General features: G+C 72.9%; 21 protein-coding genes and 1 pseudogene. 8 read left to right on the forward strand and 14 right to left on the reverse strand.

Annotated features, from left to right (window positions below; all coding sequences use genetic code 11):
* Positions 1-23: 23 nt before the first annotated feature.
* Positions 24-1,829 carry a PLP-dependent transferase gene (locus ACIBIW_RS09675; RefSeq protein WP_399333841.1) on the reverse strand — a complete coding sequence of 602 codons (1,806 nt, stop codon included), beginning with the start codon at positions 1,827-1,829 and terminating at the stop codon, positions 24-26.
* 478 nt (positions 1,830-2,307) lie between these two features.
* On the opposite strand from ACIBIW_RS09675, the gene ACIBIW_RS09680 reads away from it, so the two are divergent.
* Together ACIBIW_RS09680 and ACIBIW_RS09685 are read left to right on the forward strand one after the other, a co-directional pair.
* The gene (locus ACIBIW_RS09680) at positions 2,308-5,157 is read left to right on the forward strand and encodes an AfsR/SARP family transcriptional regulator (RefSeq protein ID WP_399333843.1); all 2,850 of its coding nucleotides are present in this window, start codon (positions 2,308-2,310) and stop codon (positions 5,155-5,157) included.
* Positions 5,158-5,493: 336 nt separating this feature from the next.
* A complete protein-coding gene (locus tag ACIBIW_RS09685) occupies positions 5,494-6,225 on the forward strand; it encodes a LuxR C-terminal-related transcriptional regulator (protein ID WP_399333845.1) in 732 nt (243 codons plus the stop codon).
* Between the two features lie 56 nt (positions 6,226-6,281).
* Here the strand turns inward: ACIBIW_RS09685 and ACIBIW_RS09690 are convergent, their stop codons facing one another.
* The 7 genes from ACIBIW_RS09690 to mtnB all read right to left on the reverse strand — a co-directional run bounded on the left by ACIBIW_RS09690 (position 6,282) and on the right by mtnB (position 13,426).
* Positions 6,282-7,535 (reverse strand): ATP-grasp domain-containing protein, encoded by a 1,254-nt coding sequence (locus ACIBIW_RS09690; protein ID WP_399333847.1) that lies wholly within the window; start codon positions 7,533-7,535, stop codon positions 6,282-6,284.
* Between the two features lie 102 nt (positions 7,536-7,637).
* Positions 7,638-8,894 carry an MFS transporter gene (locus ACIBIW_RS09695; protein ID WP_399333849.1) on the reverse strand — a complete coding sequence of 419 codons (1,257 nt, stop codon included), beginning with the start codon at positions 8,892-8,894 and terminating at the stop codon, positions 7,638-7,640.
* A 48-nt stretch (positions 8,895-8,942) separates the two neighbouring features.
* Positions 8,943-9,767: an S-methyl-5'-thioadenosine phosphorylase gene (locus tag ACIBIW_RS09700; RefSeq protein ID WP_399333851.1), complete on the reverse strand. Its 825-nt coding sequence runs from the start codon at positions 9,765-9,767 to the stop codon at positions 8,943-8,945.
* Positions 9,764-10,585, reverse strand: coding sequence for an acireductone synthase (gene mtnC / locus ACIBIW_RS09705; RefSeq protein WP_399333853.1), 822 nt, complete (start codon positions 10,583-10,585; stop codon positions 9,764-9,766). The genes ACIBIW_RS09700 and mtnC overlap by 4 nt, the downstream gene beginning before the upstream one ends.
* Positions 10,582-12,144 carry an S-methyl-5-thioribose-1-phosphate isomerase gene (gene mtnA, locus ACIBIW_RS09710; RefSeq protein WP_399333855.1) on the reverse strand — a complete coding sequence of 521 codons (1,563 nt, stop codon included), beginning with the start codon at positions 12,142-12,144 and terminating at the stop codon, positions 10,582-10,584. The genes mtnC and mtnA overlap by 4 nt, the downstream gene beginning before the upstream one ends.
* On the reverse strand, positions 12,141-12,719 hold the full coding sequence (locus ACIBIW_RS09715; RefSeq protein ID WP_399333857.1) for a 1,2-dihydroxy-3-keto-5-methylthiopentene dioxygenase: 579 nt from the start codon (positions 12,717-12,719) through the stop codon (positions 12,141-12,143). The genes mtnA and ACIBIW_RS09715 overlap by 4 nt, the downstream gene beginning before the upstream one ends.
* On the reverse strand, positions 12,716-13,426 hold the full coding sequence (gene mtnB / locus ACIBIW_RS09720) for a methylthioribulose 1-phosphate dehydratase (protein WP_399333859.1): 711 nt from the start codon (positions 13,424-13,426) through the stop codon (positions 12,716-12,718). The genes ACIBIW_RS09715 and mtnB overlap by 4 nt, the downstream gene beginning before the upstream one ends.
* 428 nt (positions 13,427-13,854) lie before the next feature.
* Here mtnB and ACIBIW_RS09725 point away from each other — a divergent pair, with 428 nt between their 5' ends.
* The 6 genes from ACIBIW_RS09725 to folE all read left to right on the forward strand — a co-directional run bounded on the left by ACIBIW_RS09725 (position 13,855) and on the right by folE (position 18,818).
* The gene (locus ACIBIW_RS09725) at positions 13,855-14,550 is read left to right on the forward strand and encodes a 7-cyano-7-deazaguanine synthase (RefSeq protein WP_399334020.1); all 696 of its coding nucleotides are present in this window, start codon (positions 13,855-13,857) and stop codon (positions 14,548-14,550) included.
* Positions 14,547-15,803, forward strand: coding sequence for a diaminobutyrate--2-oxoglutarate transaminase (gene ectB, locus ACIBIW_RS09730; protein ID WP_399333861.1), 1,257 nt, complete (start codon positions 14,547-14,549; stop codon positions 15,801-15,803). Before ACIBIW_RS09725 ends, ectB begins: the two co-directional genes overlap by 4 nt.
* Positions 15,804-15,921: 118 nt before the next feature.
* On the forward strand, positions 15,922-16,938 hold the full coding sequence (locus tag ACIBIW_RS09735; protein ID WP_399333863.1) for an isopenicillin N synthase family dioxygenase: 1,017 nt from the start codon (positions 15,922-15,924) through the stop codon (positions 16,936-16,938).
* Positions 16,939-16,991: 53 nt separating this feature from the next.
* Positions 16,992-17,354 carry a 6-pyruvoyl trahydropterin synthase family protein gene (locus ACIBIW_RS09740; protein ID WP_399333865.1) on the forward strand — a complete coding sequence of 121 codons (363 nt, stop codon included), beginning with the start codon at positions 16,992-16,994 and terminating at the stop codon, positions 17,352-17,354.
* Between the two features lie 225 nt (positions 17,355-17,579).
* Entirely contained in the window at positions 17,580-18,188 is a 609-nt protein-coding gene (locus ACIBIW_RS09745) for a radical SAM protein (protein ID WP_399334022.1), read from the forward strand.
* Positions 18,189-18,818 (forward strand): GTP cyclohydrolase I, encoded by a 630-nt coding sequence (gene folE / locus ACIBIW_RS09750; protein ID WP_399333867.1) that lies wholly within the window; start codon positions 18,189-18,191, stop codon positions 18,816-18,818.
* Positions 18,819-18,951: 133 nt separating this feature from the next.
* Here folE and ACIBIW_RS09755 read toward each other — a convergent pair whose 3' ends face one another.
* The 6 genes and pseudogenes from ACIBIW_RS09755 to ACIBIW_RS09780 all read right to left on the reverse strand — a co-directional run bounded on the left by ACIBIW_RS09755 (position 18,952) and on the right by ACIBIW_RS09780 (position 26,115).
* Entirely contained in the window at positions 18,952-19,731 is a 780-nt protein-coding gene (locus ACIBIW_RS09755; protein WP_399333869.1) for a class I SAM-dependent methyltransferase, read from the reverse strand.
* A 192-nt stretch (positions 19,732-19,923) separates the two neighbouring features.
* Complete coding sequence (locus ACIBIW_RS09760) at positions 19,924-21,192, reverse strand: glycoside hydrolase family 71/99-like protein (RefSeq protein ID WP_399333871.1); 1,269 nt, start codon at positions 21,190-21,192, stop codon at positions 19,924-19,926.
* Between the two features lie 444 nt (positions 21,193-21,636).
* A pseudogene (locus tag ACIBIW_RS09765) lies at positions 21,637-22,668 on the reverse strand (chitinase); the annotation flags it as partial.
* A complete protein-coding gene (locus ACIBIW_RS09770) occupies positions 22,646-24,217 on the reverse strand; it encodes a glycoside hydrolase family 30 beta sandwich domain-containing protein (protein ID WP_399333873.1) in 1,572 nt (523 codons plus the stop codon). The gene ACIBIW_RS09770 and the pseudogene ACIBIW_RS09765, both read right to left, overlap by 23 nt.
* Before the next feature lie 295 nt (positions 24,218-24,512).
* Positions 24,513-25,259, reverse strand: a complete 747-nt coding sequence (locus ACIBIW_RS09775) for a FadR/GntR family transcriptional regulator (protein WP_399333875.1) — start codon at positions 25,257-25,259, stop codon at positions 24,513-24,515.
* A gap of 82 nt (positions 25,260-25,341) precedes the next feature.
* The gene (locus ACIBIW_RS09780) at positions 25,342-26,115 is read right to left on the reverse strand and encodes an SDR family NAD(P)-dependent oxidoreductase (protein ID WP_399333877.1); all 774 of its coding nucleotides are present in this window, start codon (positions 26,113-26,115) and stop codon (positions 25,342-25,344) included.
* Between the last annotated feature and the right edge of the window lie 14 nt (positions 26,116-26,129).

Genomic DNA, 26,129 nt, shown 5'->3' on the forward strand with positions numbered 1-26,129 from the left:
CGGTAACTCCCTTCCGTTCGCGGTCAGTTCTTCAGCCGGCCCTGGACGAGTTCGTAGGCGCAGTTCAGCACCAGGTCGAGGTCCGCGATGATGTCGTCCACGTCCTCGCAGCCGACGCCGACCCGCACCATGTCGTCGGGGAGCAGCGCCTCAGCGAAGGCCCTCGGCGGCAGCCCGCTCAGGTGCCGCGCGTTCGACGCGAAATGCTCGAACGTGGTCATACAGCTCCCGTACGTGCAGGCGAGATGGAGCCCCGAGCGGGAGCGCAGCGCGTTGTGGCCCACCAGCCGCTCGGCGACGTGCGCGACGTCGGACGAGGCGGTGTGCACCACGATCTGGCCGCCGGTGAAGCCGCCGCTGCGCGCGCCGTCGGCGATCCGTACCGCCCGGACGCTGGTCAGACCGGTGAGGTGGGCGGCGATCCGCTCCGTCTTCGCGGACACGCTCGCCATACGGTCGCGGAGCGAGACGGCCTGCGCCCAGATCGCCATGGCGTTGTCGCCGGACAGCATGACGGTGCGGTCGACGGCGGCGCGGTGGACGGCGGTGTGCACCATCTCCCGGTCGGTCAGCACCATCCCGCCGAGCGCCATCCCGAGGCTCGGATACTTGCTGAGGGACACGATGACCGCGTCCGCACCCCGGCCGAGCAGATCCTGGAGGGGCTGCACCGAGGAGTCCACGGCGAGCAGGGCGCCGACGCTCCCGCCGATGCGCGCCAGGCCCTCGATGTCCAGTGACTCAAGCCACCAGTTGCGCGGCGAGTCGCAGAAGAGGAGGTCCACGCCGTGTCCCCGGCGCGCGAGTTCCGCGCATGTCTCCTCGACCGCGCGCAGGTCGGTGAAGTCGGCCTCCGCCAGGTGCCAGCCGAACACGTCGGCCATCGCGATCAGCGAACGCTCTATCTCGTAGTAGCAGTAGCGGTCGTAGACGACGGTGCCGCCCGGGGGGACGAGCGCCTGGAAGGCCGCGAGGCAGGCGGCCGAGCCGCTGGACGTCGCGGTGGCGTACCGCGCGGGGCAGCACACCGTGCGCATGTAGTCGTTCAGCGCGGCCACGGTGGGGTTGCTGAAGCGGGAGTACAGATGCCCCGGTGCGGCGTTCATCAGCGCCGCCGCCCGCTTCGCGGGGTCGCTGAAGACCTGCGTCACACTCATGTAGCCGACCGGCTGCCGCAGCGGGAGGGTGAAGGCGGACGTCGCCGTGTCCGAGACCCGGGGCTCGTCCAGCATGTCGCGCAGCAGGGCGGGCTCCCCGGTGTGGGCGGCCCAGCGGTCGGTGCCCCACTCGAAGTGCCACCACTCCTTGTCGAGGACGACGAATCCGGCGTCCTCCATCGCGGCCCGCAGTATCTCGCGGTTCTCCGCCGCCTCCCTGTCCTCCGCGGCGACGGGCGGATGCTCGCGGTACCAGTCGGCGGCGGCGCGGTCGACGAACGCGTCGAAGTCCGTTCCCATGCACGCCGGTTGGCCGTCGAGGAGGAGGGTGACGTCGACGGCGCCGCCCGTACCGTGCGGGTGGTCGCCGTCGGGAGGCGTGATGAAGGACCTGGCCTTCGCATACGCCTCGTCGTACGGAATGGCCTCGCTGTCCGACAGTTCGCGCGCGTAGCGGCCGTAGATCGCGTGCTGTGTCGGACGCGTCCGGTACGCGTCCCAGATCAGCAACTCGGTCCGGGGGCCCTCCCGTCGCCGCAGTGAGCGCGCGGCCTCCTCCAGGTGCGGAAGCATCTCCGCGGCGACAAAGGGGTGCCGCATCGCCCCGGAGAGGTCTTCCAGGCTGTAGATGAGGGCGCTCTTGACGCCCTCGACAGGTACCAACTGTGTCATGTCATCTCCCCGTCATCCGGGTCGTCAAGGCCAGTCGGGTCGTCCGGTTTCCCCACCCGCGCACGCCCGCTGTTTCCGCTCCGCAATTCCGCTGCCCGACCGCCCGGAATTCCGTTTCGGGGGAGAGAGAAACGGACCGGGGAATACGTGACATCGGGCAGGCTGCGGTCCGCTGTCACTATGCCGATGCGTGCGGAGCGGAAGAACGTCCATCAGTACGGACCGCGCGGGCAGCAGCACGGCGTCCGCTGGGGGCGCAGAGCCGAGGGGGCCGCGGCCCGGCGGCGACCGGGACCCCTTCGGCCGCTGCCGGGCGGCGACCGAGGTGGGCATCCGCATCCGTCCGGCGCGCCACTGGTTCCCCGTACCCGCCCGTGGGCGGCCCCGCGGCCGTCAGCGGTGGCGGCCCGGCCGCGTGACGCGCCCCAAAAGCCAAGAGACTGTGCCCTCTTGGCCGGCACGGCTAAGCTTCCGGAACATGCAGTTCAGCGTATTGGGGCCGCTCAGGGCCTGGCGAAACGGGCGGGAAGTCGAACTCGGCCCACCCCAGCGGCGCGCGATTCTCGCCCTTCTCCTCGTCCGCGCCGGTGCTCCCGTCGACCGCACACAGATGGTGGACGTCCTGTGGCCGACACAGCCGCCGAAGAGCGCCTTCAATGTGATCCACCGTCATATGGGGGCGCTGAGAAGGCTCCTGGGCAGCCCGCCGCAGCAGTCAGGGGCCGAGGTGATCAGCAGCGGGGTCGGCTCCTACCGGCTCCCCCTCGACACCGACGCCCTGGACCTGCTGCGCTTCCGCACACTGACGGAGCAGGGGCAGCGCGCGTACGACAACGGCACCCACGAGGTCGCGGTGGACCTGCTCACCAGGGCGCTCGGCATGCGCCAGGGCGAGACCGCCGGAGGCATCGCCCTGGAGGCCCGGTCGCACCCCGCGTTCACGGCAGTTGAGCGGGAGTACATGGACGTGCTCAAGAAGACCGCGGACATCGCCCTGGCACACGGGGCAGCCGACCTGGTACTCGCGGCCCTCCGGGAGAGCGCGGAGACGAACCCCCTCGAAGAGGGCGTACAGGCGCGGCTGATCACCGCACTCGCCCAGACCGGACAGCGGGCGGAGGGCCTGAGGACCTACCGGGACGTGGAGCACCGCCTCGCCGAACAGATGGACGTGGAACCGGGCCCCGAACTGCTCGCCGCGCGGGAGGTCCTGCGGGCCCCGGCCACGGCGGGCCGACAGCGCCACGAGCCCGCCGAGGCGCCGCACCGGCGCTTACCGCCGGAACGCGGCGGCGCACCCGCCAACCCCGCCATCGGCGGCACCCGCCCCTCCCAACTCCCCTTCTCCTCCGGTATCTTCACCGGACGCACGGAGGAGATGGCCAGCCTCACCGGGCTGGTGCCTGGGCCCGACGACGCGGTGTCGGGCATCGTCGTCAGCGGCATGGCAGGAGTCGGCAAGACCACGCTCGCCCTGCGCCTCGCCCGGCAGGCGGCGGACCGCTTCCCCGACGGCCAGCTCTACACCGACCTGCGCGGCTTCAGCGCCGACGGCGAGGCGGTGAGCCCCACCGAGGTGCTGCGCATCTTCCTGCACGCGCTCGGCATACCCCCGCGGTACGTCCCCTCCGCCCACGAGGAACGCGCCGGGCTCTACCGGAGCCTGCTGGCCGGACGCCGCGTGCTCATCCTCCTCGACAACGCCAGGGACGCCCAGCAGGTGCGCCCGCTGCTCCCGGCCGCGACCGGAAGCATGGTGGTGATCACCAGCCGCAACCGGCTCGACGGCCTGGTGGCCGTGGAGGGGATGCACCACCTCTCGCTGGGACCGTTCAGCATCCCGGAGGCACGGGAGGCCGTCATCCAGCGGATCGGCGCCGCCCGCGCCGCCCGCGAGCCCGAGGCGCTGGACACCATCATCAGGGAGTGCGGCCAACTGCCCCTCGCGCTCTCGGTGGTGGCCGCGCGCATTCTCACCGGACGCGATCTGAAGCTCTCCGCGGTCGCGAAGGACCTGGCCGAGGGCCGCAGGCTCAACGCGTTCTCGCTGGGCGACCCCGCCACCGACCTGCGTACCGTCTTCTCCTGGTCGGTCGACGCCCTGAGCCCGGCGGCACGCGGCCTGTTCTTCCTGCTCGCCGACTTCGCCCACCCCCACGTCACCCCCGAGGCCGCGGCCAGTGCCATGGCGCTGCCCCTGCACGCGACCGAGGTCCTGCTGGACGAGCTGACCCGCGCCCACCTCGTGGTCAGGGAACGGCACCACCACATCGCCCTGCACGACCTGATGCACGCCCTCGCCGTCGAGTGCACGGACCGGCACGGCGACGAGGCCGCCCGGCACGCGGCCCGGCACCGCGTGGTCTACCACCAGCTCCACACCGCCCGACGGGCGGCCACCCAGCTCGCGCCGCACAGCGTCGAGTCCCTCGGCATCCCGGCGCCGCCCCCGGGCACCACCGTGCGGGACCTGCCCGACCGTTCGCAGGCAGCGGCCTGGCTCGACGACGAACTGCCGGTGCTGCTCGCCCTGGTGGAGAAGGCCGACACCTGGGGCCTGCCCGAGCTGGCATGGCGGCTCGGCCAGACCGTGGCGCACCATCTCGACAGGCGCGGCCAGTGGCGAACCCAACTCACCGTGCAGCGGGCCGCCCTGACCGCCGCGGGACATGCCGACAGCGCACTGGGGCGGGCCCACGCCCTGCGCGCCCTCGGCTTCGCGCACGGCAGGCTCGGCGAGTCCGCGGCGGCACACAGCCTCCTCGGCGAGGCACTGGCGCTGTTCGAGGAGCTGGGCCTGCCGGACAACCAGGCACGCACCCACCGCCTCCTCGCCTTCTGCGCCAACAACGAGGGCTACCACACACGTGCGTTGCGCCACTACGAGCGGGCGTTCGCGCTCTACCACGCCACCGGGACCGTCAGCGGCCAGGCCAGCGTGCTCAACGAGCAGGGCTGGACCGAGATCCTGCTCGGCCACCACCAACAAGCCCTGACCCTCTGCCGGGAGGCCATCGAGCTGCATGAGGGCATCCGGGACGCGAACGGGGCCGCGGCGGCCTGGGACAGCCTCGGCTGCGCCCAACACGGCCTCGGCCGCTACGCCGAGGCCGCCGAGAGCTTCGAACGGAGCCTGGCCCTCTACCGCGCCATCAGCGACCGGACGCTGGAGGCCGACACGCTGATCCACCTCGGTGACACCCACGCCGCCAGGGGCGCACGCACCGAGGCCGAGGCCGCCTGGCGGGAGGCACTGGCCCTGCTCTCCCGGCTGAACCACCCGGACGAGGAGGGCGTCCTGCGCCGCCTCGGAGAGGAGGCGGGCTAGGCCCTGTCTGGCAATTCCCGCCGGGGTCGCGACGCCTGGCACCGCACCTCGCCGCGTTGTCGGGCACGCCCACGTACGTCCAGTACGCGGACGACCCTCCGCCTTGCGATGCACGGCACCAGACGCCGCGACCTGATCCGACGCGAATTACCAGACAGGACCTAGGGGGGCGCCCCGGTGCTGCGCGGGTGCGCGGTTCTGCCGGTGGGACCGGATGTCACCCCGCGTCCCCCGTGTCCGCGGCAGTCACACTTTCGGCACCTGGTTGGTCACTACGGCCGACCTAGGCTCGCGAACCGTGTACGGGGGCAAGGCCGGAAGCAACGAGGAACGATCATGATTGTGCACGAGGTCACGCCGTGTGACGACGGACAACAGGGGCCCGAGGCGGCCGGGGAGGCGGCCCACGGACACCGCCTCACCGGACTGCCCGTCTCCAGGACGAGGATCGCGATACACGAGGGCGACCCGCTCACCCGGGCCGGGGTGGCCCACCACATCGCCCAGGAGCGCGACATGACGGCGGTGCGCCAGCCCGCCGGAGTCCCGGGCGCCTCGGCGGCGGCCACGGTGGCCGTCGTACTGTTGGACCGGCTCGACGCCGCCGCCGCGGTCCGCCTGCGGAAGCTGGCGGCGGAGTGCGACCGCAGAGTCGTCCTCGTGGTCGACGAACTCGACGAACGGCAGGTCGAGTTGGTGCTGGAGGCCGGTATCCACACCATCGTCTGGCGCCACCAGGCCACTGCGGCACACCTGGTCAAGGCGATCCGCGCGGCCAGGCGGGACGAGAGCGACATCCCGGCCGACCTGCTGCGGCGGCTGATGGCCCAGTTGGGGCGCCGGGCGCACGGCACGGAACTGAGCACCCTGGCCCCCGGCCGCCCCACGGCGCGCGAGCTGAGCGTCCTCGAATACGTGGCACACGGCCTCGGCACCAAGGAGATTGCCGCCCGCCTCAGCTACTCGGAGCGGACCGTCAAGGGCATCCTCCACGACGTCATGATGCGCCTCAACCTGCGCAACCGCGCCCACGCCGTGGCCTACGCCATCCGGGAGGGCTACATCTGATCTCCCGGAGGGCCCTATCCGATCGGGGCCCGCCGCGCCGGGCCGCCGGGGACGGGTCAGCTCCGTGCGGCGGCCCGGTCGGGTTCGATGTCGAGGGTCACCAACGACCGGACGGCGGCCAGGGTGGAGAGCACCGCGCCCTCGTCGGGGCCGCTGACGAACACGCTGACCGGGATGTGGAGGCTGTCCCGGGTGAGCGGCAGACGGTCCCCGGGGGCGCATTCCACCATGACGCGGTCGATGCCGGGCAGCCCGGCCAGCTCCGCCACCCCGTGCACCGCCTTCAGCGTGCCGGGCGCCTCGTCGTTGCGGATGGCCACGGAACCGAACCGGGCCCTGAACCCCAGCGGTTCGTCCATGAGGGCCGGTCTGCGTCCCAGGTAGCACTCGATGGAGTCGTGGTAGGGGCGGATGACGTCGCTGTGCCTGCCCCACATCTCCGTGGCCGGGCCGCCCGGAGTCCGCGCGCCGAGTTCGATGAGGTACACGCCCTCCTCGTCGTTGCACTTCACCTCGGTGTGGCTCGGGCCGCGCCGGATGCCGAAGGCGTCGAGCGCATGGCGGCCGAACCGCAGCAGCCGCTCGAACCGGGGGTGGGTGTCGTCGAGTTGGAGCGTGTCCCACACCGGAAAGTCGTAGTCCCTGCCGTCGGGCTGACGGTACTCCCAGATGTCGACCAGCCGGTGTTCCCCGTCGGCGCTGTAGAAGTTGAGGGCGTACTCCGTGCCCCGGACATACCGCTCGACCAGCCATTCGGTGACGGGGGCGCCGAACGCGTCATGGGTGACCAGGTCGTCGAGGACACCGAGGTCCCCGGCGTCCGACAGCACCACCACACCCTGGGAGCAGGCGCCCATGGTCGGTTTGACAATCGCGGGAAAACCGGTCGCCTCGACCGCCCGCCCGATGTCCTGCCTCCGGTGCACGACGCGGAACTCCGGGACGCGCACACCGGCGGCCGCCGCCCGCTCGCGCATGGCGGCCTTGTTGCGCCGCGCCCAGGCGAGCGAGTGTTCGTTGCCTGGCAGCTCCAAGCGGTCCGCGATGACGTCCGACAGATGGACACCGGCCTCCATCGCCGGGACGACCGCCCTGATGTCGAGCCCCCGCGCGGCGATCCGGCGCGCCACCTCGTCGGGGTCCGTGCCGTGGAGGGACACGTCGTCGCCCGCTTCCCCGGCGGCCGCGTCCGGGTAGTCGAGGGTGTAGAGCGAGACGACGGAGAACCCCAGCTCGCGGGCCGCCGGCTTGTACCTCGCACCGCTCTGCACGGGGTCGACCAGCAGGACCGCGGGCTGTCCTGTCTTCATCCGGGGATGTCCTTCCGCAGGGCGGCACCGGCCAGTTCGCGTGCAGGAGCGGACTGTTCGAGGCCGGTATCGGCGAGCACGAACCAAGCAGCACACCGACCACTATGCCGAGGGCGTCGGCGCGTCAGAACGTCCGTCGGGACGGACCGGGAGGGCAGCGCCCCCGCGGGCGCCGAGGGCGCACAGGGCCGCGGCGGCGCCCGCGACGGGGGAGAAGAACAGGAAGGCGGGGGCACCGTGGGCTCCGGCGAGCGCCGCGCCCGCCGAGGAGCCGACGGCGAAACCGACGGTGGCCATGCTCGCCGCCCAGCCCTGGGCCTCGTTCTCGTCCCCCGGCGGGGTGCACACGGCGATGACGGTGTAGAGGCGGGAGAACGTCGAGCCGACCGCAAGCCCCGTCACCGGGCACACGAGGAGCACGGCGAGCGGCGCCGCGCCCATGGCGAGCCCCAGCAGACAGGCGCCCGCGACAAACGTGCCGAGCAGCACCGGCAGTCCGCCCCTGTCCAGCGTCGGTGCGGCACCGAGCAGCAGGGCGCCCACGATGCTCCCGACCGAGAGCGCGGCGAGGAACCACCCGCTGTACCCGCCCGCGTGATGCTGCTGGGCGAAGACGGGCAGTGCCACCTCCACGCCGGACAGCGCGGCGCAGAAGAGCAGTTGCGCCCCGTACACCGCGGCCAGCGACCGGGACCGCAGCGGCACCGGCCGACCCCGGCCCCGGCCGCCGCCGCCCGCCCCCGTGCCGGACCCGCCCCGGACGGGGGCCTTCTGACGCGCCGTGAGTATGAGCGCGACGGCGGCCCCCATGCAGGCACCGATGACCGCGAACGGCAGGAGGGGCGTGGCGCCGGTGCTCAGCCAGGCCGCGAGCACGGGCCCCGCGATGAGGCTGACGTCCATCAGCGCCGCCTCAAGGGAGTTCGACGAGGAACGGCGGCGGGCCCCCGCCACCGCGGTCCAGGCGCCCCGCAGCAGCATGCTCACCGGAGGGAAGCACACCCCCGTCACGGCCGCCGACAACACGACGAGCACATACGGCAGGTGGGCCGCGGCGGACAACGCGAGACCCGCGAGCCCGGTCAGATAGCCGACGAGGCAGAACCGGAGCACCACGGAAACGGAGTACCGCGAAAGGAGGCGCGCCCGCAGCGGATTGCTCACCGCGGTCGCCACCAGCAGGGCGCTGACGGCGGCCCCCGCCGCCGCATAAGAGTAACGCGGGGACAGCAGCAGCACGGCGGTCACGGGGAACATGCTGACCGGGAACTTGGACACCAGGCTCGCCGCGGTGAGCCGCCGCGCTCCCGGCGCGGCCAGCAGCTCCCGGTAAGTGGTCAGTACGGGGGTGTCGGTCATGTGTCAGTCGGCCTCGGCACGCTTCTCGGGGCTCGGGGCTCGGGTACGTCAGGGGAGCGGGAAGGGCAGCGGCAGGCCGTCGAGGGCGGTGGCGCAGCCGCAGCTCCGCTTCTCCTTCTCCGGCAGGAGCGCCACGGTGCCCAGGACGAGGGCGCGCATCCGCTCCGTATTCCGCGCGAACACCTCGAACACCGCCTCCTGCTCGACGCTGTCCTCGGCGCCGACGCCCGCGTCCAGGTCGGTGACGAGGGCGAGGGACGTGTAGCACAGGGCGAGTTCCCTCGCGAGGACCGCCTCGGGGTGCCCCGTCATGTTCACCAGGGACCAGCCCGCGGCGGTGAACCACCGGGACTCGGCCCGCGTGGAGAAGCGGGGCCCCTCGACCACCACCATGGTGCCGCCGTCGTGTGCCGCCTCGCCCGCCTCTGCGGCCGCGCGCAGCGCCGCGGCACGGCCGTCGGCGCAGTACGGGTCGGCGAACGAGGCGTGCACGGCGCCCACGTCGTAGAACGTCTGGACGCGCCCGCTCGTGCGGTCCACCAACTGGTCGGGCACCACGATCGACCCGGGCCCCAGCTCGCCGCGCAGGGAGCCCACCGCGCAGGGCGCCAGGATCTGCCGCACCCCGAGGGAGCGCAGCGCCCAGAGGTTGGCACGGTAGTTGATCCTGTGGGGCGGCAGTGCGTGGTCGCTGCCGTGCCGGGGGATGAAGGCCACCCGGCGGCCGGCGACCGTGCCGAGCGACACCGCGCCCGACGGTGCTCCGAAGGGGGTCCCGACCTCTGCCGTGCGGTGGTCGTCGAGCAGCCGGTAGAAGCCACTGCCCCCGATGACGCCGATCTCCGCCCGGTCGCCGTCGTCCGTGTCGCTCACGTGTGCTCCGTTCCGTCGTGCCGGGCGGCCGGTACACGCGCCGGGGGTGTGCGCGGTGGCCGGGCGGGGGTCCGCGGCGGTGCGGCGGCCGTCAGCAGCACCTCGTCCAGGGTGCCCACGGTCGGATGCCCCGCGACGGTGGCTCCTCGCGGGTCACCGCCGCGGCGCACCCCGACGCCCTGCCAGCCGGCCAGCACCGCGGCGTCCAGCTCCGCGCCGACGTCGCTGAGGAAGACGATGTCCCCGGCCGGGACACCGAGGGTGTCCGCGATGCGCAGGTACGAGTCCTGCCGCCGCTTGTCACCGCCGTTCGTCAGGTCGAAGCAGCCGCTGAGCAGTCCGGTCAGATCGCCGCGACCGCTGTGCGCGAACCAGTCGTACTGTGCGGAGCGCGCCCCCGACGAGTAGACGTGGCAGGCGATCCCCGCCCGCCGCCAGCGCTCCAGCGCGCCGGGGACTTCGGGAAAGACATGGCCTTCGAGGGTGCCGTCGGCGTAGCCCTCGGCCCAGATCAGCGCCTGGAGCGCCTTCAGCGGCGGGGCCTTGACGTCGCCGTCCGACCAGGCGAGCAGCAGGGCGACGGCGCCCGTCTCGTCAAGGTCCGGCGCGTCGGCGAAGGCGCCCACGTCCCTCAGGAGCGCGGTGTGCGCGTCCGTGCCGCGCTGCCGGGCGACATGGCGGGCCAGACGCTCCCGGGCATAGGGGAAGAGCACGTCACGCACATGGGAAAGCGCCCCGACGGTCCCCTCGATGTCGAGGACGACCGCACGGGCCCGCCGCCGCACCCGGCCGGGCGCCGCGCCGCCCCCGCCCGTCATGCGGGCACCTCGCACAGGGTCAGCAGCCGGTGGGCCGCGAGCCGTTTCGCACCGCCGAGACCGGCGAGCGCCACCACCGCGGCCAGCCCGGCCACGCGTGCGCCGCTCGCGGCGACGAGCCGGGCCGCGGCGTCGAGGGTGCCGCCGGTCGCCAGGACGTCGTCGACGCACAGCACCCTCGCGCCGGGAGCGATCGCGCCCTCCCGCACCTCCAGCCGGTCGGCGCCGTACTCCAGCGTGTAGGAGGCCTCGTGCACACGGCCGGGGAGCCTGCCCGCCTTGCGGGCCAGGGTGAGCGGGAGCCCCGTCCGTGCGGCCAGGGCGGCGCCGATGACGAATCCGCGGGACTCCACCGCGAGGACCCGGTCGAACTCCCCGTGGAACGCGGCGGCCAGGTGGTCGGCCAGGCGGCCGAGCATGCCCGGCCGCGCGTAGAGGCGGCCCAGATCGCGGAAGACCACGCCGGGGGCCGGGAAGTCGGGGAACTCGTCCAGCAGCGCCAGTATCTCGGACGGCCGGGGAGCGGCGGGCCCCGCGGCAGCGCCGCGGGCCCGGCCGGTGCGCACGGTGGTGTCCTCCGAGACCAGGGCGGTGATCAGCTCGGCGGGGGTGACGTCGAAGGCCGGGTTGAGCGCGGGGGCGCCGGCCGGGGCGACCCGGGCGCCCGCGAAGGCGGTCACCTCGTCCGGGGAGCGGTCCTCGACGACGATCCCCGAACCGTCGGACAGCTCCCTGTCCCAGGTGGACTCGGGCGCCACGACGAGGAAGGGGACGCGGTGCCGGGCGGCGGCCACGGCGAGCCCATAGGTGCCGATCTTGTTGGCGGTGTCGCCGTTGGCCGCGATACGGTCCGCGCCCACCAGCACACAGTCCACCAGGCCGCGGCTCATCGAGGAGGCCGCCGCCGAGTCCACGCACAGCCGGTAGGGCACGTCCGCCTGCCCCAGCTCCCAGGCCGTCAGCCGGGCGCCCTGCAACAGCGGGCGCGTCTCGTCGACGAGTACTTCCTCGATCCTGCCGCGGGCGGCGAGTTCCAGGACGGCGCCGAGCGCGGTGCCGACGGCCGCGGTGGCAAGACGGCCGGTGTTGCAGTGCGTCAGCACGCGCAACCGCCCGTCGGGGAGCAGCGACTCCACCAGGTCCGCGGCGCGCCGTGCGGCCGCCCTGTTGGTCGCGGCGTCCTCGTGCAGCATGGCGAGCGCCTCGGCGAGTACGGCCTCGGGCCCCGCGTCGAGTCTGGCGAGCGCGCGCTCTACGCCCCACCGCAGATTGACCGCGGTGGGCCTGGCCCCGACGAGCCGTGCGGCGTCGGCCCGTACGGCCGCCGTGCCCGCGGGGGCGCCCCGGCCGTGGACGCGGGCGGAGAGTGCGACCCCGAGGGCCCCCGCGAGACCGAGGGCGGGAGCGCCGCGTATCGCGAGACCCCCGATGGCGTCGATGAGTTGGTCGACGTCGGACAGCCGCAGCAGACGGTGCTCGTGCGGCAGGGCGCGCTGGTCGACGGCGACGAGGACACCGTCCTCCCACCCCAGGGAGAACGGGCCGGAGGGCGGGTTCACGCCTCCGCCAGGATCTCGTCGAGTGTCGGGAAGCGGGAGGCGATCGACTCCGCGCAGAAGTCGCCCACCCAGCCGTCCTCCTTCTGGAAGAAGCGGACGGCGACGAAGTCGGGCTCGCTCCCCATGTCGAACCAGTGCACCGTCCCGGCGGGAACCGACAGCAGGTCGCCCGCCGTGCAGACCACGGCGTGGACGTGATCGCCGAGGTGCAGATAGAAGCAGCCGCGGCCGGTGAGGAAGAAGCGGACCTCGTCCTCGGCGTGCCGGTGCTCCTCAAGGAAGGTGGCGCGTGCGTCGGCCGCCTTCCCGCGCCACTCGGGGTCCTCGGGCCGCGGGCGCATGCGGACGACGTCGATGAAGCGGTAGTCGTGGGCGGCGCTGAGTGCGGTGACCTCGGCCCGGTACGCCGCCAGGATCTCGTCCTGCCCGGCGTCGTCCGCCACGGCGCGGTCGGTGTCCCAGCGGGTGAAGCCGATACCGAGCGCGGCCAGCCGCGCCGTGATCTCGGCGGTGTCCCGCGTGCGGGACAGGACGCCCGCGGGGTCCCCGGCCGACATGGTGCGCAGGAGCGTCATGATGTCCTTTCCTTTCCCGGGTCCTTCTCCGGGTCCTTCTCCGGTTCCGGGTCCTTCTCCGTGCGGGGCGCGGGGGAGTGGTGGAGCCCCGACAGGACGAGGAGCCGGCAGATGCCTTCGAGGCATTCGAGACGGTTGCGGGCCGCTTCGAGCGTGGGGCCCCAGACGGTCGCGCCGTGGTGGGCGATCAGCAGGAGGGGCGGGGCGCCGGGCGCGGAGCCGTAGTGGGCCTCGACGTCCGAGCCGATGCGCGCCACCTCACGCCAGTTGGGGAAGACCGGCACGGTGACAAAGGACGGGTCGTCGAGGCCGAACCCCTTGATGAGTTCGAAGTCGGCGAAGCGGACCGCGTCCTCACCGCGGTCGGCCGCGCGCGAGGCGACCGCCGTCGCATAGGGCGCGTGCGCGTGGATCACCGCCTCGCACCGCGGGGCCGAGCGGTACAGCGCCACATGGACGGCCGTCTCGGCGGAGGGCCGCGGACCCCCGGGGCGCAGTGGCCGCGCGGTCGACACCGCGACGGGCACGACGTCGCTCCCGGTCAGCTCCCCCTTGGACCGCCCGCTCGCGGTGACCAGGGCCGTACCGGGGGAGGCGGCGGGGCGGACGGAGAGGTTGCCCGACGTGCCGTCCAGCCAGCCGCGCCGGTAGAGCGCGCGTGACATCGACAGCAGGTCGGAGACGAGCGGGGCGTGGTCTTCTGTCATGGTGGTCCTCGTTCACACCTCTCCGGTGGGTGTTGCGCTGAGCGCGATGTGGACCCGCACGAGTCTGTCCGCCCGGTGTCCGCAGCGGACCGGCCGGACGGACCGAGCTTTCGTGCAGGGGGTGTCCGGCCCGACGGCCGCGCGGGCTCCCCGAGTCCGACTCCCGTCCCGTTCCCTGGTGCTCCGCCGGGCCCCCGGCGGCCCGGAAGGGGCCCGAACGTCCCGGTGGGTACCGTCCGTTCGGACACGGGGGCCCGGCCGCCCGGGCGCGGTGCGACCGGCGGGCCCCCGCGCACCGCCCTCCGGTCGGTCCCCACGGACGTTCTTCGCCCGCACCGCGCTGCCCCACGATGGGCGCAACGGGCGGCCGGCCGCGCCGCCCGTGCTCACAGGTCTCCCAACTCCCCAGGTGAAGAGGGCACGTGACGATGACTATTGCGGTGGTGTCGGGTGGCATCGACTCGGTGACCATGGCGTACCACCTGCGGGCCGAGGGGCACCGGCTGCACGTGGTGTCGGTCGACTACGGGCAGCGCCACCGCCGCGAGCTGGCGTGCGCCCGGCTCGCCGCCGAACGCCTCGGCGCCCCGTACGAGGAGGTGGACCTGAGCGCCGCCCGCGGGGTGCTGCGCGGGTCCTCGCTCACCGACACCTCCGTCGACGTGCCCGTCCCGGGGGCGGCGGAGCGTGGAGACGCGGACCGGCGGGCCAACATCGTCCCCAACCGCAACGCCCTGATCCTGTCCGTCGCCTACGCGCTCGCCGTGGTGGAGCGGGCGGACGCCGTGGCGTTCGGGGTCATGGCCGAGGACGTCGGCCCCTCCGACACCTCCCCCGCATTCCTGCGCGCCTTCCGCGACATGGAGCGCATCGCCACCCGCGGCGACGCCAAGCCGGGTCTCGACCTGCTCGCCCCCCTGATCGGCCTGCCCAAACGCGAGGTCATCGCGCTCGGGGCCCGGCTCGGCGTGCCGTTCGAGGACACCTGGACCTGCTTCAGGGGACAGGAACTGCACTGCGGCAACTGCGCCGCGTGCACCGAGCGGCGGGACGCGTTCGTCGACGCGGGTGTCCCCGACCCCACCCGCTACGCACACACCGCAGAGCTGGACGGCACACGATGAGCGTCTTCGAGGAGCTGGAGTCCGAGGTCCGCAGTTACAGCAGGAACTGGCCGGTGGTCTTCGACCGCGCCACCGGCAGCCGCCTCCACTCCGAGGACGGACGCGGCTACCTGGACTTCTTCACGGGCGCCGGGGCCCTGAACTACGGGCACAACCCGCCGGTGCTGAAGCGGGCGCTGCTCGACTACCTCGCACGCGACGGCGTCGCGCACTCCCTGGACATGCTCACCGTGGCCCGCCGCCAGTTCCTTGAGACCCTCCGCGACACCGTGCTGCGCCCCCGCGGCCTCGACCACCGGGTGGTCTTCCCGGGCCCCGGCGGCGCCAACGCGGTCGAGGCCGCCCTGAAGCTGGCCCGCCGGGTCACAGGACGTACGACCGTGGTCTCCTTCACCGGGTCCTTCCACGGCATGACCCTCGGCGCCCTCGCCGTCAGCGGCAACGCCGCCAAACGCGCCGCCGCCGGTGTCCCCCTCGGCCACGCCGTGCCGATGCCCTACGACGGCTGGGGCGGGGACCCGGGGCACTTCGGGAGGATGCTGGAGAACCCCGGCAGCGGCCTCGACCTGCCCGCCGCGGTCATCGTGGAGACGGTGCAGGGCGAGGGCGGCGTGCACACCGCGTCCCCGGAGTGGCTGCGGGCGCTCGCCGCGACCTGCCGCCGCCACGGGGTGCTGCTGATCGTGGACGACGTCCAGATGGGCTGCGGCCGCACCGGCCCCTTCTTCAGCTTCGAGGACGCCGGGATCGTCCCCGACATGGTCTGCCTCTCGAAGGCGATCAGCGGGTACGGGCTGCCGCTCGCCCTCACCCTGGTACGCCCCGAACTCGACGTGTGGCGCCCCGGCGACCACAACGGCACCTTCCGCGGCGTCGGCCCGGCGTTCGTCACCGGGGCCGCCGCCCTGCGCGCCTACTGGTCGGGCCCCGACCTGGAGAAGGCGGTACGCGGCGCCGGTGAGCGCCTTGCCGCGGGCCTCACGGAGCTGGTGCGCGCCCATGCCGACGCCGGGCTGCGCGCCAGGGGCCGCGGCCTCGCCGCCGGGCTCGACTTCGGGGCCCTGGGGAAGGGCGCGGGCGAGACCGCTTCCCGGGTCGCCGCCGGTGCCTTCCGGCGCGGCCTGCTCGTGGAGACCTCCGGCGCGGACGGCTCCGTCGTGAAACTGCTGCCGCCGCTCACCGTGACCGACGAGGAGCTGGAGGAGGGGCTCGCCGTCCTCGCCGCCGAGACCGCCCACGCACTCGCGCGCTGAACCGCGCCCCGCCACCGGCGGTACCGGCCACCCGTCGCCCCGCCCCTCCTGTCGTCCCCGCCCGCTGCCCACCCACACGCCACCCACTCGCCCCCTCCGCCCACCGACTGGAGCCCCAGTGAAAAGCGTCATTCCCACCGTCGACCTCGGCGCCTACCTGACCGCCTCGCCACTGCGGCGGCAGACCGTCGCGGCCGAACTGGACCGGGCGCTGCGCGAGACCGGCATGTTCCTGCTCAGCGGCCACGGTGTGCCGCGCCGGGTCGGCGACGAGTTCCGCGCCCGCGCCAGGGAGTTCTTCGCCCTGCCCCGGGAAGTGAAGCAGCCGTACGCGATCGAGGCGCCCTACGACAGCGGCTGGCTGGAGATGCACCCGGGAGGCGGCGTCGGGGTCACAAGGGCCGAGGGCGAACCACCCCCGCCCACCGCCCCCGACCTGCACGAGTCCTTCTACGCAGGACCCGCCCACCGCACGGGGCACGCCGCGCTCGACCGGTACTGCTACCCCGCCAACCGGTGGCCGGAGGAGCTTCCGGCGCTGCGCCGCGCCGTCGACGCCTACACCGCCCACATGGTGCGCATCGCCGGGCGGATCAACACCCTGCTCGCCGAAGTCCTCGGCCTGCCGGGGGACTTCTTCACCCGGCGCGCCACCCGCGCCACCTGGACCCAGAACGCCAGTTGGTACCCCTCGCTCAACACCGTGGGCGCCGTGCAGGGGGGCCAGCTCCGCAACGGCCCCCACACCGACCTGGGCACCTTCACCGTGCTCAGCAGGCAGCAGGGGGTCGGCGGCCTCCAGGCGTGGAACGAGGCCGACGGCTGGTTCGCGCCGCCCTTCGACCCCGACGCCCTCGTCGTCAACCTCGGCGACCTCATGGAGCGCTGGACCGACGGCCGCTGGCGCGCCCTGAAGCACCGCGTGCTGGCGCCCAGCCCCGACGCCCCCGACGAGGAACTGCTCTCCCTCGTCTTCTTCTACGAGTCCGACCCCGCGACCCTGATCGAGCCGCTGACCCCGCCTGCCGGGGGCGGGGCGGGCTTCGCGCCCGTCGTCTCCCGCCACGCGATCCTCACGAAACTCGGCGTCACCGAGGACGAGATGGCCGCGCTCGCCACCCCCGCCGCCCCCTGACCGCGACCGCACGCCCCGCGGTCCGGGCGCGTGCCGAAAGGACCCCTGCCGTCATGACCCTGCGCATCACCAAACGGTTCGAGTTCTCCGCGAGCCACCGGCTCTCCGGGCTCGCCCCTGAGCACCAGTGCGCGCGCCTGCACGGCCACAACTACGTGGTCGAACTGGAGCTGAGCGCCGACCGCACGGAGCTGACGCCCACCGGGTTCGTCCGCGACTACGGCGACCTGGCCGTCTTCAAGAGGTGGCTCGACGCGATCGTCGACCACCGCCACCTCAACGACCTGGTCGACACCAACCCCACCGCGGAGAACCTGGCCGTGTGGCTGTACACCCGGTGGTCCAAGGAGTTCCCCGAGCTGAGCGCGGTCCGGATCTCGGAGACACCCAAGACCTGGGCCGAGTACCGCCCTTGACCCCGGCGCGGCCGCCCGGCGCGCCGCCCGCCGCCGTCCCCGTCACGCCCGCGCGGGGCTCCCACGACAGCCCGCCCCCGCACCGGGGCCGTACGAAAGAGGAGGTGATGCCCGTGGAACCGGAACTCGTGGTGAGCGAGATCTTCGGCCCCACTTGAGGCCGTCCAGGGAGAAGGCCGCTCGCTCGGCCGCAGATGCGGCTTCCTGCGGCTCGGCGGCTGCAACCTGTCCTGCCGCTGGTGCGACACGCCCTACACCTGGGACTGGCGGGGTGTAGGCGACTCCGGGATCAAGTACGACCCCCGGGTGGAGCTGCACCGCCGCGACGTCGCGTCCGTCGCCCGCGAACTGCTCGCCCTCGACGTCGGCCTCGTGGTCGTCTCCGGCGGCGAACCCCTCAGCCAGCAGGCCCGCCTCGTCCCGCTCGTCGGCCTCCTGACCGAGGCCGGTGTCGAGATCGAGGTCGAGACCAACGGCACCCGGGTCCCCGACGGCCGTCTGGCCGACGCGGGGGTGAGGTTCAACGTCTCGCCCAAGCTGGCGCACTCCGGGGACCCGGCGAGCCGGCGGATCGTACCGGCGGCGCTGCGCCGGTTCGCGAGGACACCGGACACAGTGTTCAAGTTCGTCTGCCGCGACCTGGGCGACCTGGACGAAGTCGCCGCCCTCGCCGAGGAGTTCGCCCTGCCATCGGTATGGATCATGCCGGAGGGCCAGAACCGCGACGACATCGACAGGCACATGGAGTCCATCGTCACCTCGGTGATCGACCGAGGGTGGAACGTCACCACCAGGCTGCACACACTGGTCTGGGGCCACAAGAGAGGCGTCTGAATGCCCGTCAACCCATCCTCCGCACCGGCCGCGGCCCAGCCCCGCACCGCCCCCGCAGCAGCCGTGGCGTACACCGCACCCGAGGCGGGGGCGGCCGACCCGCTGGTCGACCTCGCCCAGCGGCTGCTCAAGGAGATCGGCGAGGACCCCGAGCGCGACGGCCTGCGGGACACCCCCGACCGGTTCGCCCGCTGGTGGCGGGAGTTCGTCGACTACGACCCCGGCACCACCGACACCCTCTTCGAGACGACGTCCACCAGCCAGATGGTCGTGGTCTCCGACATCAGGGTGTGGTCGCTGTGCGAGCACCACCTGCTGCCGTTCAACTGCTCCATCACCATCGCCTACCGACCCGACCGGGCACTGCTGGGCCTCTCCAAGTTCGCCCGTGTGGCACAGCGCCACGCCCACCGGCTCCAGGTGCAGGAACGCCTGGTGGCGGACATCGCGCGGGAGGTGTCGCAGATCACCGGCGCCCCGGACGTCGCCGTCATCGCCAAGGGCGAGCACCTGTGCATGACCATGCGCGGCGTCAAGGCCGGGGCGACGATGACGTCCACCGCGTTCCTCGGCGAGTTCGGCGCGGACAGCGGGCTGCGCGGCGAGCTGATGGCGCTGCTGCGGAGCTGACCCCGGCCGGTCACGGCCCGTCCGGGCCGGCTCCCCAGCCGGGAGCCGACCCGGACGTCTGTCGGCCGGCGCGTGTCACGAAGCCCCCGCGTGGTGCGCGCCGGTCACGGCCCCTACGGGCGGCGCACGACGGTCACCAGCCGTCCACGCGGGCGTGCAGGACGAACCAGTGGCGCGCCAGATGGACGCCCTCGTCCGTCGTCGCCAGCGCCAGATACCGCTCGAAGGCGTCCCGGTCGCCCTGCGGACTGTAGTCCTCGAAGATCGGCACCATCTGGAGGAAGGTGTCCAGGTCCCGCGGGGTGTGGAAGTACTCGTCGTAGGCGAAGTCCCGCTCGCGCACCACCGTGAAGCCCGCACGCTCCAGCCGCTTCCGCTCCTGCCGCGCCACCGGCACCCCGTCCCAGCGGCCGTAGAGCTGCCCGCGGCCGAACGTCTCCTTGAGGGCGCGCACGTCCTGTTCGCCGATCCCCAGGTACACGAGGGAGCCGCCGGGGCGCAGCACCCGGCGAAACTCCTCGGGGAACAGCGGGCCGCGGCGTGACGTCAGCACGTCGAAGGCGGCGTCGGGGAACCCGGTCGCGGACGCGTCGCCCGCGGCGAACACCACATGCGTCAGCCCCGAGGCCGCCAGGTGCCGCCGCGCCGAGGCCACCATCTCGGGGGCGAGGTCGAGGCCGTCCACCCGGGCGAAGTCCGGTGCGAGCGCCAGCAGGTTGCGGCCGTCCGCGCACCCCACGTCGAGCAGCCGCGCCCCAGGACCCGCCACGGTCCGTGCCACCGTGTCGAAGACCTCCTCCGGGTCGCCCTCGGGGAAGCGCGTGGTGCGGCGCGCGCCGCTGGAGTACCCGCCGAACTTCTCGGCCACCCTGGAGTAGAAGTCCGGCTGCCGTGTCCTGTGCCGTTGAGTCATGTCCCGCCTTCCGCGGACGCAGTGATCGGACAAGCCATCGTGTCCGCGCACCGCCCGCCCGCGGCAGGGCCGCCCGCCCGTCCCCCCCGCCCCCGTGCCGCCGGCCGTCCGGGACGGTGCGGCGTCCGCACGGGCAGCCGGGCCGCCCGTGCGGACGGTCCGGCCGCGGCACACGCCCCGCCCGCGCCGACGTCAGACCATCGGCTGGGTGGGGCGGCTCTCCGTCACGGGGATCTCCTGTTTCAGCATCCGGCCGCCGTCGCCCGTCAGACGGAGGTAGTAGTCCGCGGAGCACGCCGTGCCGTCCTCGTCGAGGGCGAGGATGCCGGAGCCCGCCGGGACGTCCGCCGCGGTCTGCGCGGTCTTGGCGATCTGGTTGCCCTCGTTGTACTCGTCGAACATCGAGATATAGATTCCGGCCACTCCGAGGCGGACCATGTTGTAGAACTGCCGCCACATGAAGTCGCCGTGCGCCCGGTCGCCGCCCTGGAGGTTGCCCGGCATCACACACGGCTGGTAGTCGATGCCGTGCGCGTCGCAGTCCGCCTTGTCGGGCGTGTTCACGTCCCGGTAGAACTGGTCGGCCTGTTCGACGGTGCCCATGCGGCCCACCATCCACGGCGAGATCATGTCGAACGCGTGGTACACGTCGAGAAAGCCGGGGCGGGAGTCGTCGCTGCTGGTGCGCCAGTGTGTGGGGACCCCGCCGATGACGTAACAGCCCTGGCCCTTGAACCAGTTGATGACGTCGATACACGGCTCGGGGGTGAACGGCCGCTTGTCGTCGCTGAATCCGAAGCCCCAGATGCACACCACCGGTCTGCCGTTCTGCGTCGCGTACGCGCCCGACGCGGTGTGCGCCTTCATCTTCGACGTCCAGTCGTCCTTGATCTGCGACTGCATCTCCAGCCAGTCCGTGACGTCGTACATGATGTAGAACTTCCGGCCGTGCGCCTCCGCCGCGGCCCGCACCTTGTCCGCCATCGCGTCCCGCGTCGGGCCCTCACCGCCCACCGGGTCGAACCGCTGGAGCGCGGCGGTGTCGCAGTTGTTCTCCGCCATCCAGCGGAAGTGCGTGTCCACCGTCTGCTCGTCCCAGGAGGAGAACAGCGCCGCGGGTCCTCCGCCGTTCAGATCCGGGTAGTCCGTCGGGTACGTGTGCGCGTACTCGGCCATGTCGGGCCAGGACACCAGGGTGGTGTTCGAGGGCGAAGGGGGCTGGCCCCCGTTGGCGCTCCAGTGCCACCAGGAGTCGATCGGGGCGCCGTCGCCCTTGCACGCGAACCAGCCCTGGTAGCCGACGGTGATCTTGCCGACCACGTCGCCTGCCGGGCTCGCGGCACCCGCCCCGGCGGCCTTCACGACGGGCGACGCGGTCGCCCGGGTACCGGCGAGCGCGCCCGCCGCGCCCGCGGAGACGGCCAGTGCGGAGGCGAGCAGAGTACGGCGGTTGACACTCACGGGAGAATTCCTCCAGGAACATAGGAAGGCCGCGCGGCCGATATCACGGGACCTGCGGGAAACGGTGCGGGTGCGCGGCCTCGGGGGTGGGGGGAACGCCGGTGGTCCGAAGCGGCTCGAACCGCCGTCGCGCACAGCGAAAATAGAGCCGGGGAAGCCCCGTGGGCAAGGGGCCGGAATGCGGAAAGAAAGTCGATTACCCGTCCCGTAAACGCGCCCGGGGAAAGGGCGGTGTCAGGCCCTTTTTCTTACACGCGCCGCTTTCCCGCGCCGACGTCGGAATTTCGGAAAGCGGCGCAAGCGCCACGCAAAACACGGCATCGGGACGGCACTACGGCACCAGGACGGCAGCGGGGCGGCGGCGCGGACACGTACGCCCGCACCACCGCCCCCGACGGTGCCGCCACGCCCCCGACACCCGGCCGTGACGGCGCCGCCCCGGCCTCAGCCCGTGAAGCCCGCCGCGATCTTCGAGAACTGCCACGCCTCCTGGTCCACGCCCGAGCACGTGTCGTCGTTCGGGTACTCGCCGGGGCACGGCCTGTCCCGGTTCGCCGACCAGAACGACAGCCGCGCCAGGTGGTGTTCGCCCGCCCAGTCGGTGATCGTCTGGAAGTTGTCGGTCGTCACCGTCTCGTCGTTGTCGGTGATGCCGTTCATCGACGAGAGGCCGCTGTGCCGGTACGCCTCGTCGTCGCCGTAGCCGTACGCCGACGCCACCGTGTCCTTCAGGCCCTCGGTGGCCTGAATGGTCAACTGCGCCATGTCCTGGCCCGCGCCGCCGAAGTCGAACGGCATGATGGTCCAGCCGTCCACCTCAAGACCCGAGTCGGCGGCCCGCTGGATCATGCTGTCGTCGGGCCCGCTCTGGTCGCTGGGGAAGGTGACATAGGTGACGAGACCCGGGTTGTCCGCCTTCACCTGCTTCAACGCGTCGACGGTCTTCTGCTGCACCGCACCGTCGTTGTACGCGTCGCCCTCGATGTCGATGTCGATCGCCTTGAGCCCGTACGCGTCGATCACCTTCTGGTAGGCGCCCGCGAGCGCCCCCGCGTCGGCGCAGGACTGCTCAAGCTTGGCGCCGCTCGCCCCGCCGAACGAGGGGACGACGTCGCCGCCCTTGGCGCGCACCGCGTCCACCGTGGCCTCGTCCTGACCGCCGTTCAGCGGCCGGGAACCGTCCCACTGCGGGTCGCAGCCGCCCGCGTCGAGGACGAACGCCAGCGTGAACCAGTTCACCCCGGTGGCGTCCATGACCTCGCCGGGGTCGGGCGGGTTGCCCCAGCCGTTGTACAGGTAGGGCGCCACCGCGGAGGGCGCCGCCTGCACCCCGGTGCCGGTGCCGTCGGCCCACGCGGCGGCGCTGGTGCCGGCCGCCGCCGCGGCCACCGCCGCGCCGAGTGCGATCCACCGGACGCGGCGGCTCTTTCCGTGCCGTGCTGTGCTCACTGGCTCAGCCTTCCTGTCGCTGGTAGGCGGCGCCCAGGGGGGCCGCCGCCGGGGAACCGCCGTCGTGGTGCTGCCGGGCGCCGCCCGAGACCGCCGAGCCGTCCCAGGTGAACGTGGCGGAGGCGTGCGCCGGCAGCTCGTAGGTGAAGTGCTCGCCGCCGACGCCCACATCGGCCGTGCGGGTGGCGTCGGTGTCGTTGTAGGCGATCAGCACGTCGCTGCCGTCCGGGTTCTGCCAGGCGACGTTCGGGACCGACGAGTCGGCCGTCGAGTCGATGCGGTGGGCGCCCTGCCGGACGAACTTGGTGAGGTGGCCCATCGTGTAGTACTCGACGGTGTAGTCGACCTGGCCGCTGCGGTCGTCGCCGTTGTGCACCGTGATCAGCCCGGTGCAGTTGTCGCAGCCGCCGTTGTGGGGGCCGTGGTCCTGGTCCACGGCGAGCGACCACTTCACCCAACTGCTGCCCCAGTTGCGGGTGTAGTCGATGAGGTTGTGCATGTCCTCCTGCTGCTGGTTGCCGATCCAGCCGCCGCCCGAGTGCTCGGTGTCGAACACCCCGAGGTCCGGGTACTGGTCGTGGACGCGGGACTGCTCCGTGACGTCGCCGACGTAGCCGTGCCAGGCCATGCCGCCGAAGTTGGGGTGGTCGCGCACCTCCGCGTCGTCCACCGTGGGGGAGGCGTACTCGCCGTACGAGTCCCAGTTCCAGTCGAGCGCCAGCACCTTGGTGTCGAGGCCCGCCGCCTGGAGCTTCGGCAGCAGCTCGCTCTTGGTGAAGTAGGCGAGTCCCGAGCCGTTCCACTGCATCGACGGATAGCCCGAGCAGCAGGTGGGCTCGTTCTGCACCGACACGTAGTCCACCGGCACACCGTTGTCCTGGTACGCCTGGAGGTACTTGACGAAGTAGTCCGCGTAGGCGCCGTAGTACTGCGACTCCAGCCAGCCCTGGTCGAGGCTGTCGTTGTCCTTCATCCAGGCGGGCGCCGTCCAGGGCGAACCCATCACCCTGAGGCCGGGGTTGAGCTGCCGCGCCTGCCTGGTCAGCGGCAGCACGTCCGCGAGGTCGTGGTCGAGGGAGAAGCTGTCGAGATCCGGGTCGGTCTGCCCGGCCGGCACGTCGTCGAACGTGTAGCCGGTCCTCGCCAGGTCGGAGCCGCCCATCGGATTCCGTAGGAAGCCGAGCCCGATGCCGTCGTCGGGGTCGAACAGCTTGCGCATCGTCTCGTCGCGGGTGTCCTGGCTCAGCGCGCCGCTGCTGTTCATCAGCCAGGCGGCGGTGTCCGTGAACGACGCGCCACCGCCCTCGAACACCTGGTACTGGGTGGCCGGGTCGACGGTGAGGGTCCCCGCGCCCGAGGTGAAGCTCACCGGGTCCTGCTGCTCAAGGCCCTTGACGACATGGCGGCCGCCCGCGTCGTCCGTGGTGGTGAGGTAGACCTGTACCGCCGCGCCCGCGGTGCCGTCCGCGCTGGCGAGGGCCGGATACAGGACCGAGGCGGCGATCGCGGAGAGCGCCGCCGTCCAGAGCACACCGCGGCGGTGTCCGCCGAGCGGGCCCGATCTGCGATTTCTCATCGTGGGGGGATGCCTTCCTGGTTCGCGGACGCACCGCGGCGCGGGACCCGCCGGAGGGCGCGCCACGAGCAGCCGCACATACGGCCCCGGCCGGAAGGTCACGGCCGGGTTCTCGGGCCACATGCTTCGGGAGTTGAAGGTGGTTCGTCAATAGGTATGCACCATTGACCGGGCGGTGGGGCGGGAGAATCGATCTGTGTTCAAAAGGTGAAGACGGTGAACGGTATCCCTCAACCCCACGTCAGGTAGTGGACGCACGAGTCCCGAGGGCATCGCGCCCCAGCCCGACGCTCCGTCAGTCGACGGCGCCGCGCGCCTGCCGCTCGCCGTGCTCCCCGTCCCTGGCCCGTGCCTGGTCCCGTACCGCCTTCTCCAGCAGGGCCCGCATCGCGCTCGCCGCGCCCTCCGCGTCGCCCGCGCGCACCGCGTCGAGCACCGCGCGGTGGCTCGGCACCGGGTCGTCCGCCTCGCCCGTGCCGTGCACAAGACGGTCCCGGTGGGCGAGGCCCGACTCGATCACCATCTCCATCCGCTGGAGCAGCTCGTTGTGGGTGGCGCCCAGCAGGGCGCGGTGGAACGCCAGGTCGGAGGCGACGGCGTGGGACGCGGCCGCGCTCGCCTCGCCCATGGCCGCGAGCGCCGCGTCGAGCGCCGCCAGGTCGTCGTCGGTGCGGCGGCGCGCCGCGAGCCCGGCCGCCGCGGGCTCCACGATCGCCCGCACCTCGTCGAGCTGGTGCAGCAGCGTCGTGTCGTCGTCGGGCGCACTGTGCGCCGCGAGCTGCCAGCGCAGCACGTCGGCGTCGAGGAGGTTCCAGTCGGAGCGGGCCCGTACGAAGGTGCCGCGCTTCTGCCGCGCGTCCACCATCCCCTTGGCCGCGAGCACCTTGAGCGACTCCCGCAGCGCGGTCAGACTCACGTCCAACTCGGCCTGGAGCGCCACCAGGTCGAGCGTCGTCCCCTCGGGGAACTCGCCGCTGAGCACCCGGCGTGCCAGCGTCTCCACGGTCTGCCCGTGCACCCCACGGCGTGCATACGATGACATGTCGACCCGTCCCCAATCTTGTCGTCCCGCCGCCCCGCCGCACGGCGCGTGCCTTCTCCTGGCCGTGCAGTGCGCCGCCCCCTCAGGACGACGCCTTGACGACGCTCCAGCCGCCGTCCACCAGCAGGCTGGCCCCCGTGACGTACGAGGCGTCGTCCGAGGCGAGGAACGCGATCGCGGCGGCCACCTCCGCGGGGTCGCCGAAGCGGCGCGCCGCCGTCTCCGCCACACTGCGCCGTCTGTCCTCCTCGCCGATCCCGTCCCACGCCGCCGTGAGGATCGGCCCGGGAAGCACCGTGTTCACCCGCACCTCGGGCCCGTACTCGACCGCGAGCTGGCCGCCGAGCGAGAGCAGCGCCCCCTTGGACGCCGCGTACGCGGGGCGGCCCGGCAGCCCGCGGTGCGCGTGCACGGACGACGTCAGCACCACCGCGCCGCGCCGCTCGCGCAGATCCGGCAGCACGGCCCGGAAGCCGAGGAAGGCGCCGGTGAGGTTCACCGAGATCTGGCGCTCCCAGGAGGCGAGCGTCATCTCGTGCGCGGGCCGCACGTCGACCGTGTAGGCGTTGGACACCAGCACGTCCACGGGGCCGAACCCGTGCGCGGCGTCGGCCACTCGCTGCCAGTCGTCGGGGTCGGCGGCGTCGGCCCTGACGAACACCGCGCGCCCGCCGTCCTCGCGCACCGTGCCCGCGGCCTTCTCCCCGGCCTCCTCGGCGACGTCCGCGAGGACGACCGCGGCGCCCTCCGCGGCGAGCCTGCGCGCCGTGGCGGCCCCGATGCCGGAGGCCGCGCCGGTGACCACGGCCACCCGGCCGCCGAAGCGCGCGCCGGGCTGCGGGATGAGCTGGTTCATGGGCGGTCCACTCC

Source organism: Streptomyces sp. NPDC050560 (genome assembly GCF_044457285.1).
Classification (GTDB): domain Bacteria; phylum Actinomycetota; class Actinomycetes; order Streptomycetales; family Streptomycetaceae; genus Streptomyces.

Excerpts from the sequence above, each read along its gene's own strand:
- ACIBIW_RS09675 (WP_399333841.1), bottom strand. The coding sequence starts at position 1,829 with ATGACACAGTTGGTACCTGTCGAGGGCGTCAAGAGCGCCCTCATCTAC.
- ACIBIW_RS09680 (WP_399333843.1), top strand. The coding sequence starts at position 2,308 with ATGCAGTTCAGCGTATTGGGGCCGCTCAGGGCCTGGCGAAACGGGCGG.
- ACIBIW_RS09685 (WP_399333845.1), top strand. The coding sequence starts at position 5,494 with ATGATTGTGCACGAGGTCACGCCGTGTGACGACGGACAACAGGGGCCC.
- ACIBIW_RS09690 (WP_399333847.1), bottom strand. The coding sequence starts at position 7,535 with ATGAAGACAGGACAGCCCGCGGTCCTGCTGGTCGACCCCGTGCAGAGC.
- ACIBIW_RS09695 (WP_399333849.1), bottom strand. The coding sequence starts at position 8,894 with ATGACCGACACCCCCGTACTGACCACTTACCGGGAGCTGCTGGCCGCG.
- mtnC (WP_399333853.1), bottom strand. The coding sequence starts at position 10,585 with ATGACGGGCGGGGGCGGCGCGGCGCCCGGCCGGGTGCGGCGGCGGGCC.
- ACIBIW_RS09715 (WP_399333857.1), bottom strand. The coding sequence starts at position 12,719 with ATGACGCTCCTGCGCACCATGTCGGCCGGGGACCCCGCGGGCGTCCTG.
- mtnB (WP_399333859.1), bottom strand. The coding sequence starts at position 13,426 with ATGACAGAAGACCACGCCCCGCTCGTCTCCGACCTGCTGTCGATGTCA.
- ACIBIW_RS09725 (WP_399334020.1), top strand. The coding sequence starts at position 13,855 with ATGACTATTGCGGTGGTGTCGGGTGGCATCGACTCGGTGACCATGGCG.
- ectB (WP_399333861.1), top strand. The coding sequence starts at position 14,547 with ATGAGCGTCTTCGAGGAGCTGGAGTCCGAGGTCCGCAGTTACAGCAGG.
- ACIBIW_RS09740 (WP_399333865.1), top strand. The coding sequence starts at position 16,992 with ATGACCCTGCGCATCACCAAACGGTTCGAGTTCTCCGCGAGCCACCGG.
- folE (WP_399333867.1), top strand. The coding sequence starts at position 18,189 with ATGCCCGTCAACCCATCCTCCGCACCGGCCGCGGCCCAGCCCCGCACC.
- ACIBIW_RS09755 (WP_399333869.1), bottom strand. The coding sequence starts at position 19,731 with ATGACTCAACGGCACAGGACACGGCAGCCGGACTTCTACTCCAGGGTG.
- ACIBIW_RS09770 (WP_399333873.1), bottom strand. The coding sequence starts at position 24,217 with ATGAGAAATCGCAGATCGGGCCCGCTCGGCGGACACCGCCGCGGTGTG.
- ACIBIW_RS09775 (WP_399333875.1), bottom strand. The coding sequence starts at position 25,259 with ATGTCATCGTATGCACGCCGTGGGGTGCACGGGCAGACCGTGGAGACG.
- ACIBIW_RS09780 (WP_399333877.1), bottom strand. The coding sequence starts at position 26,115 with ATGAACCAGCTCATCCCGCAGCCCGGCGCGCGCTTCGGCGGCCGGGTG.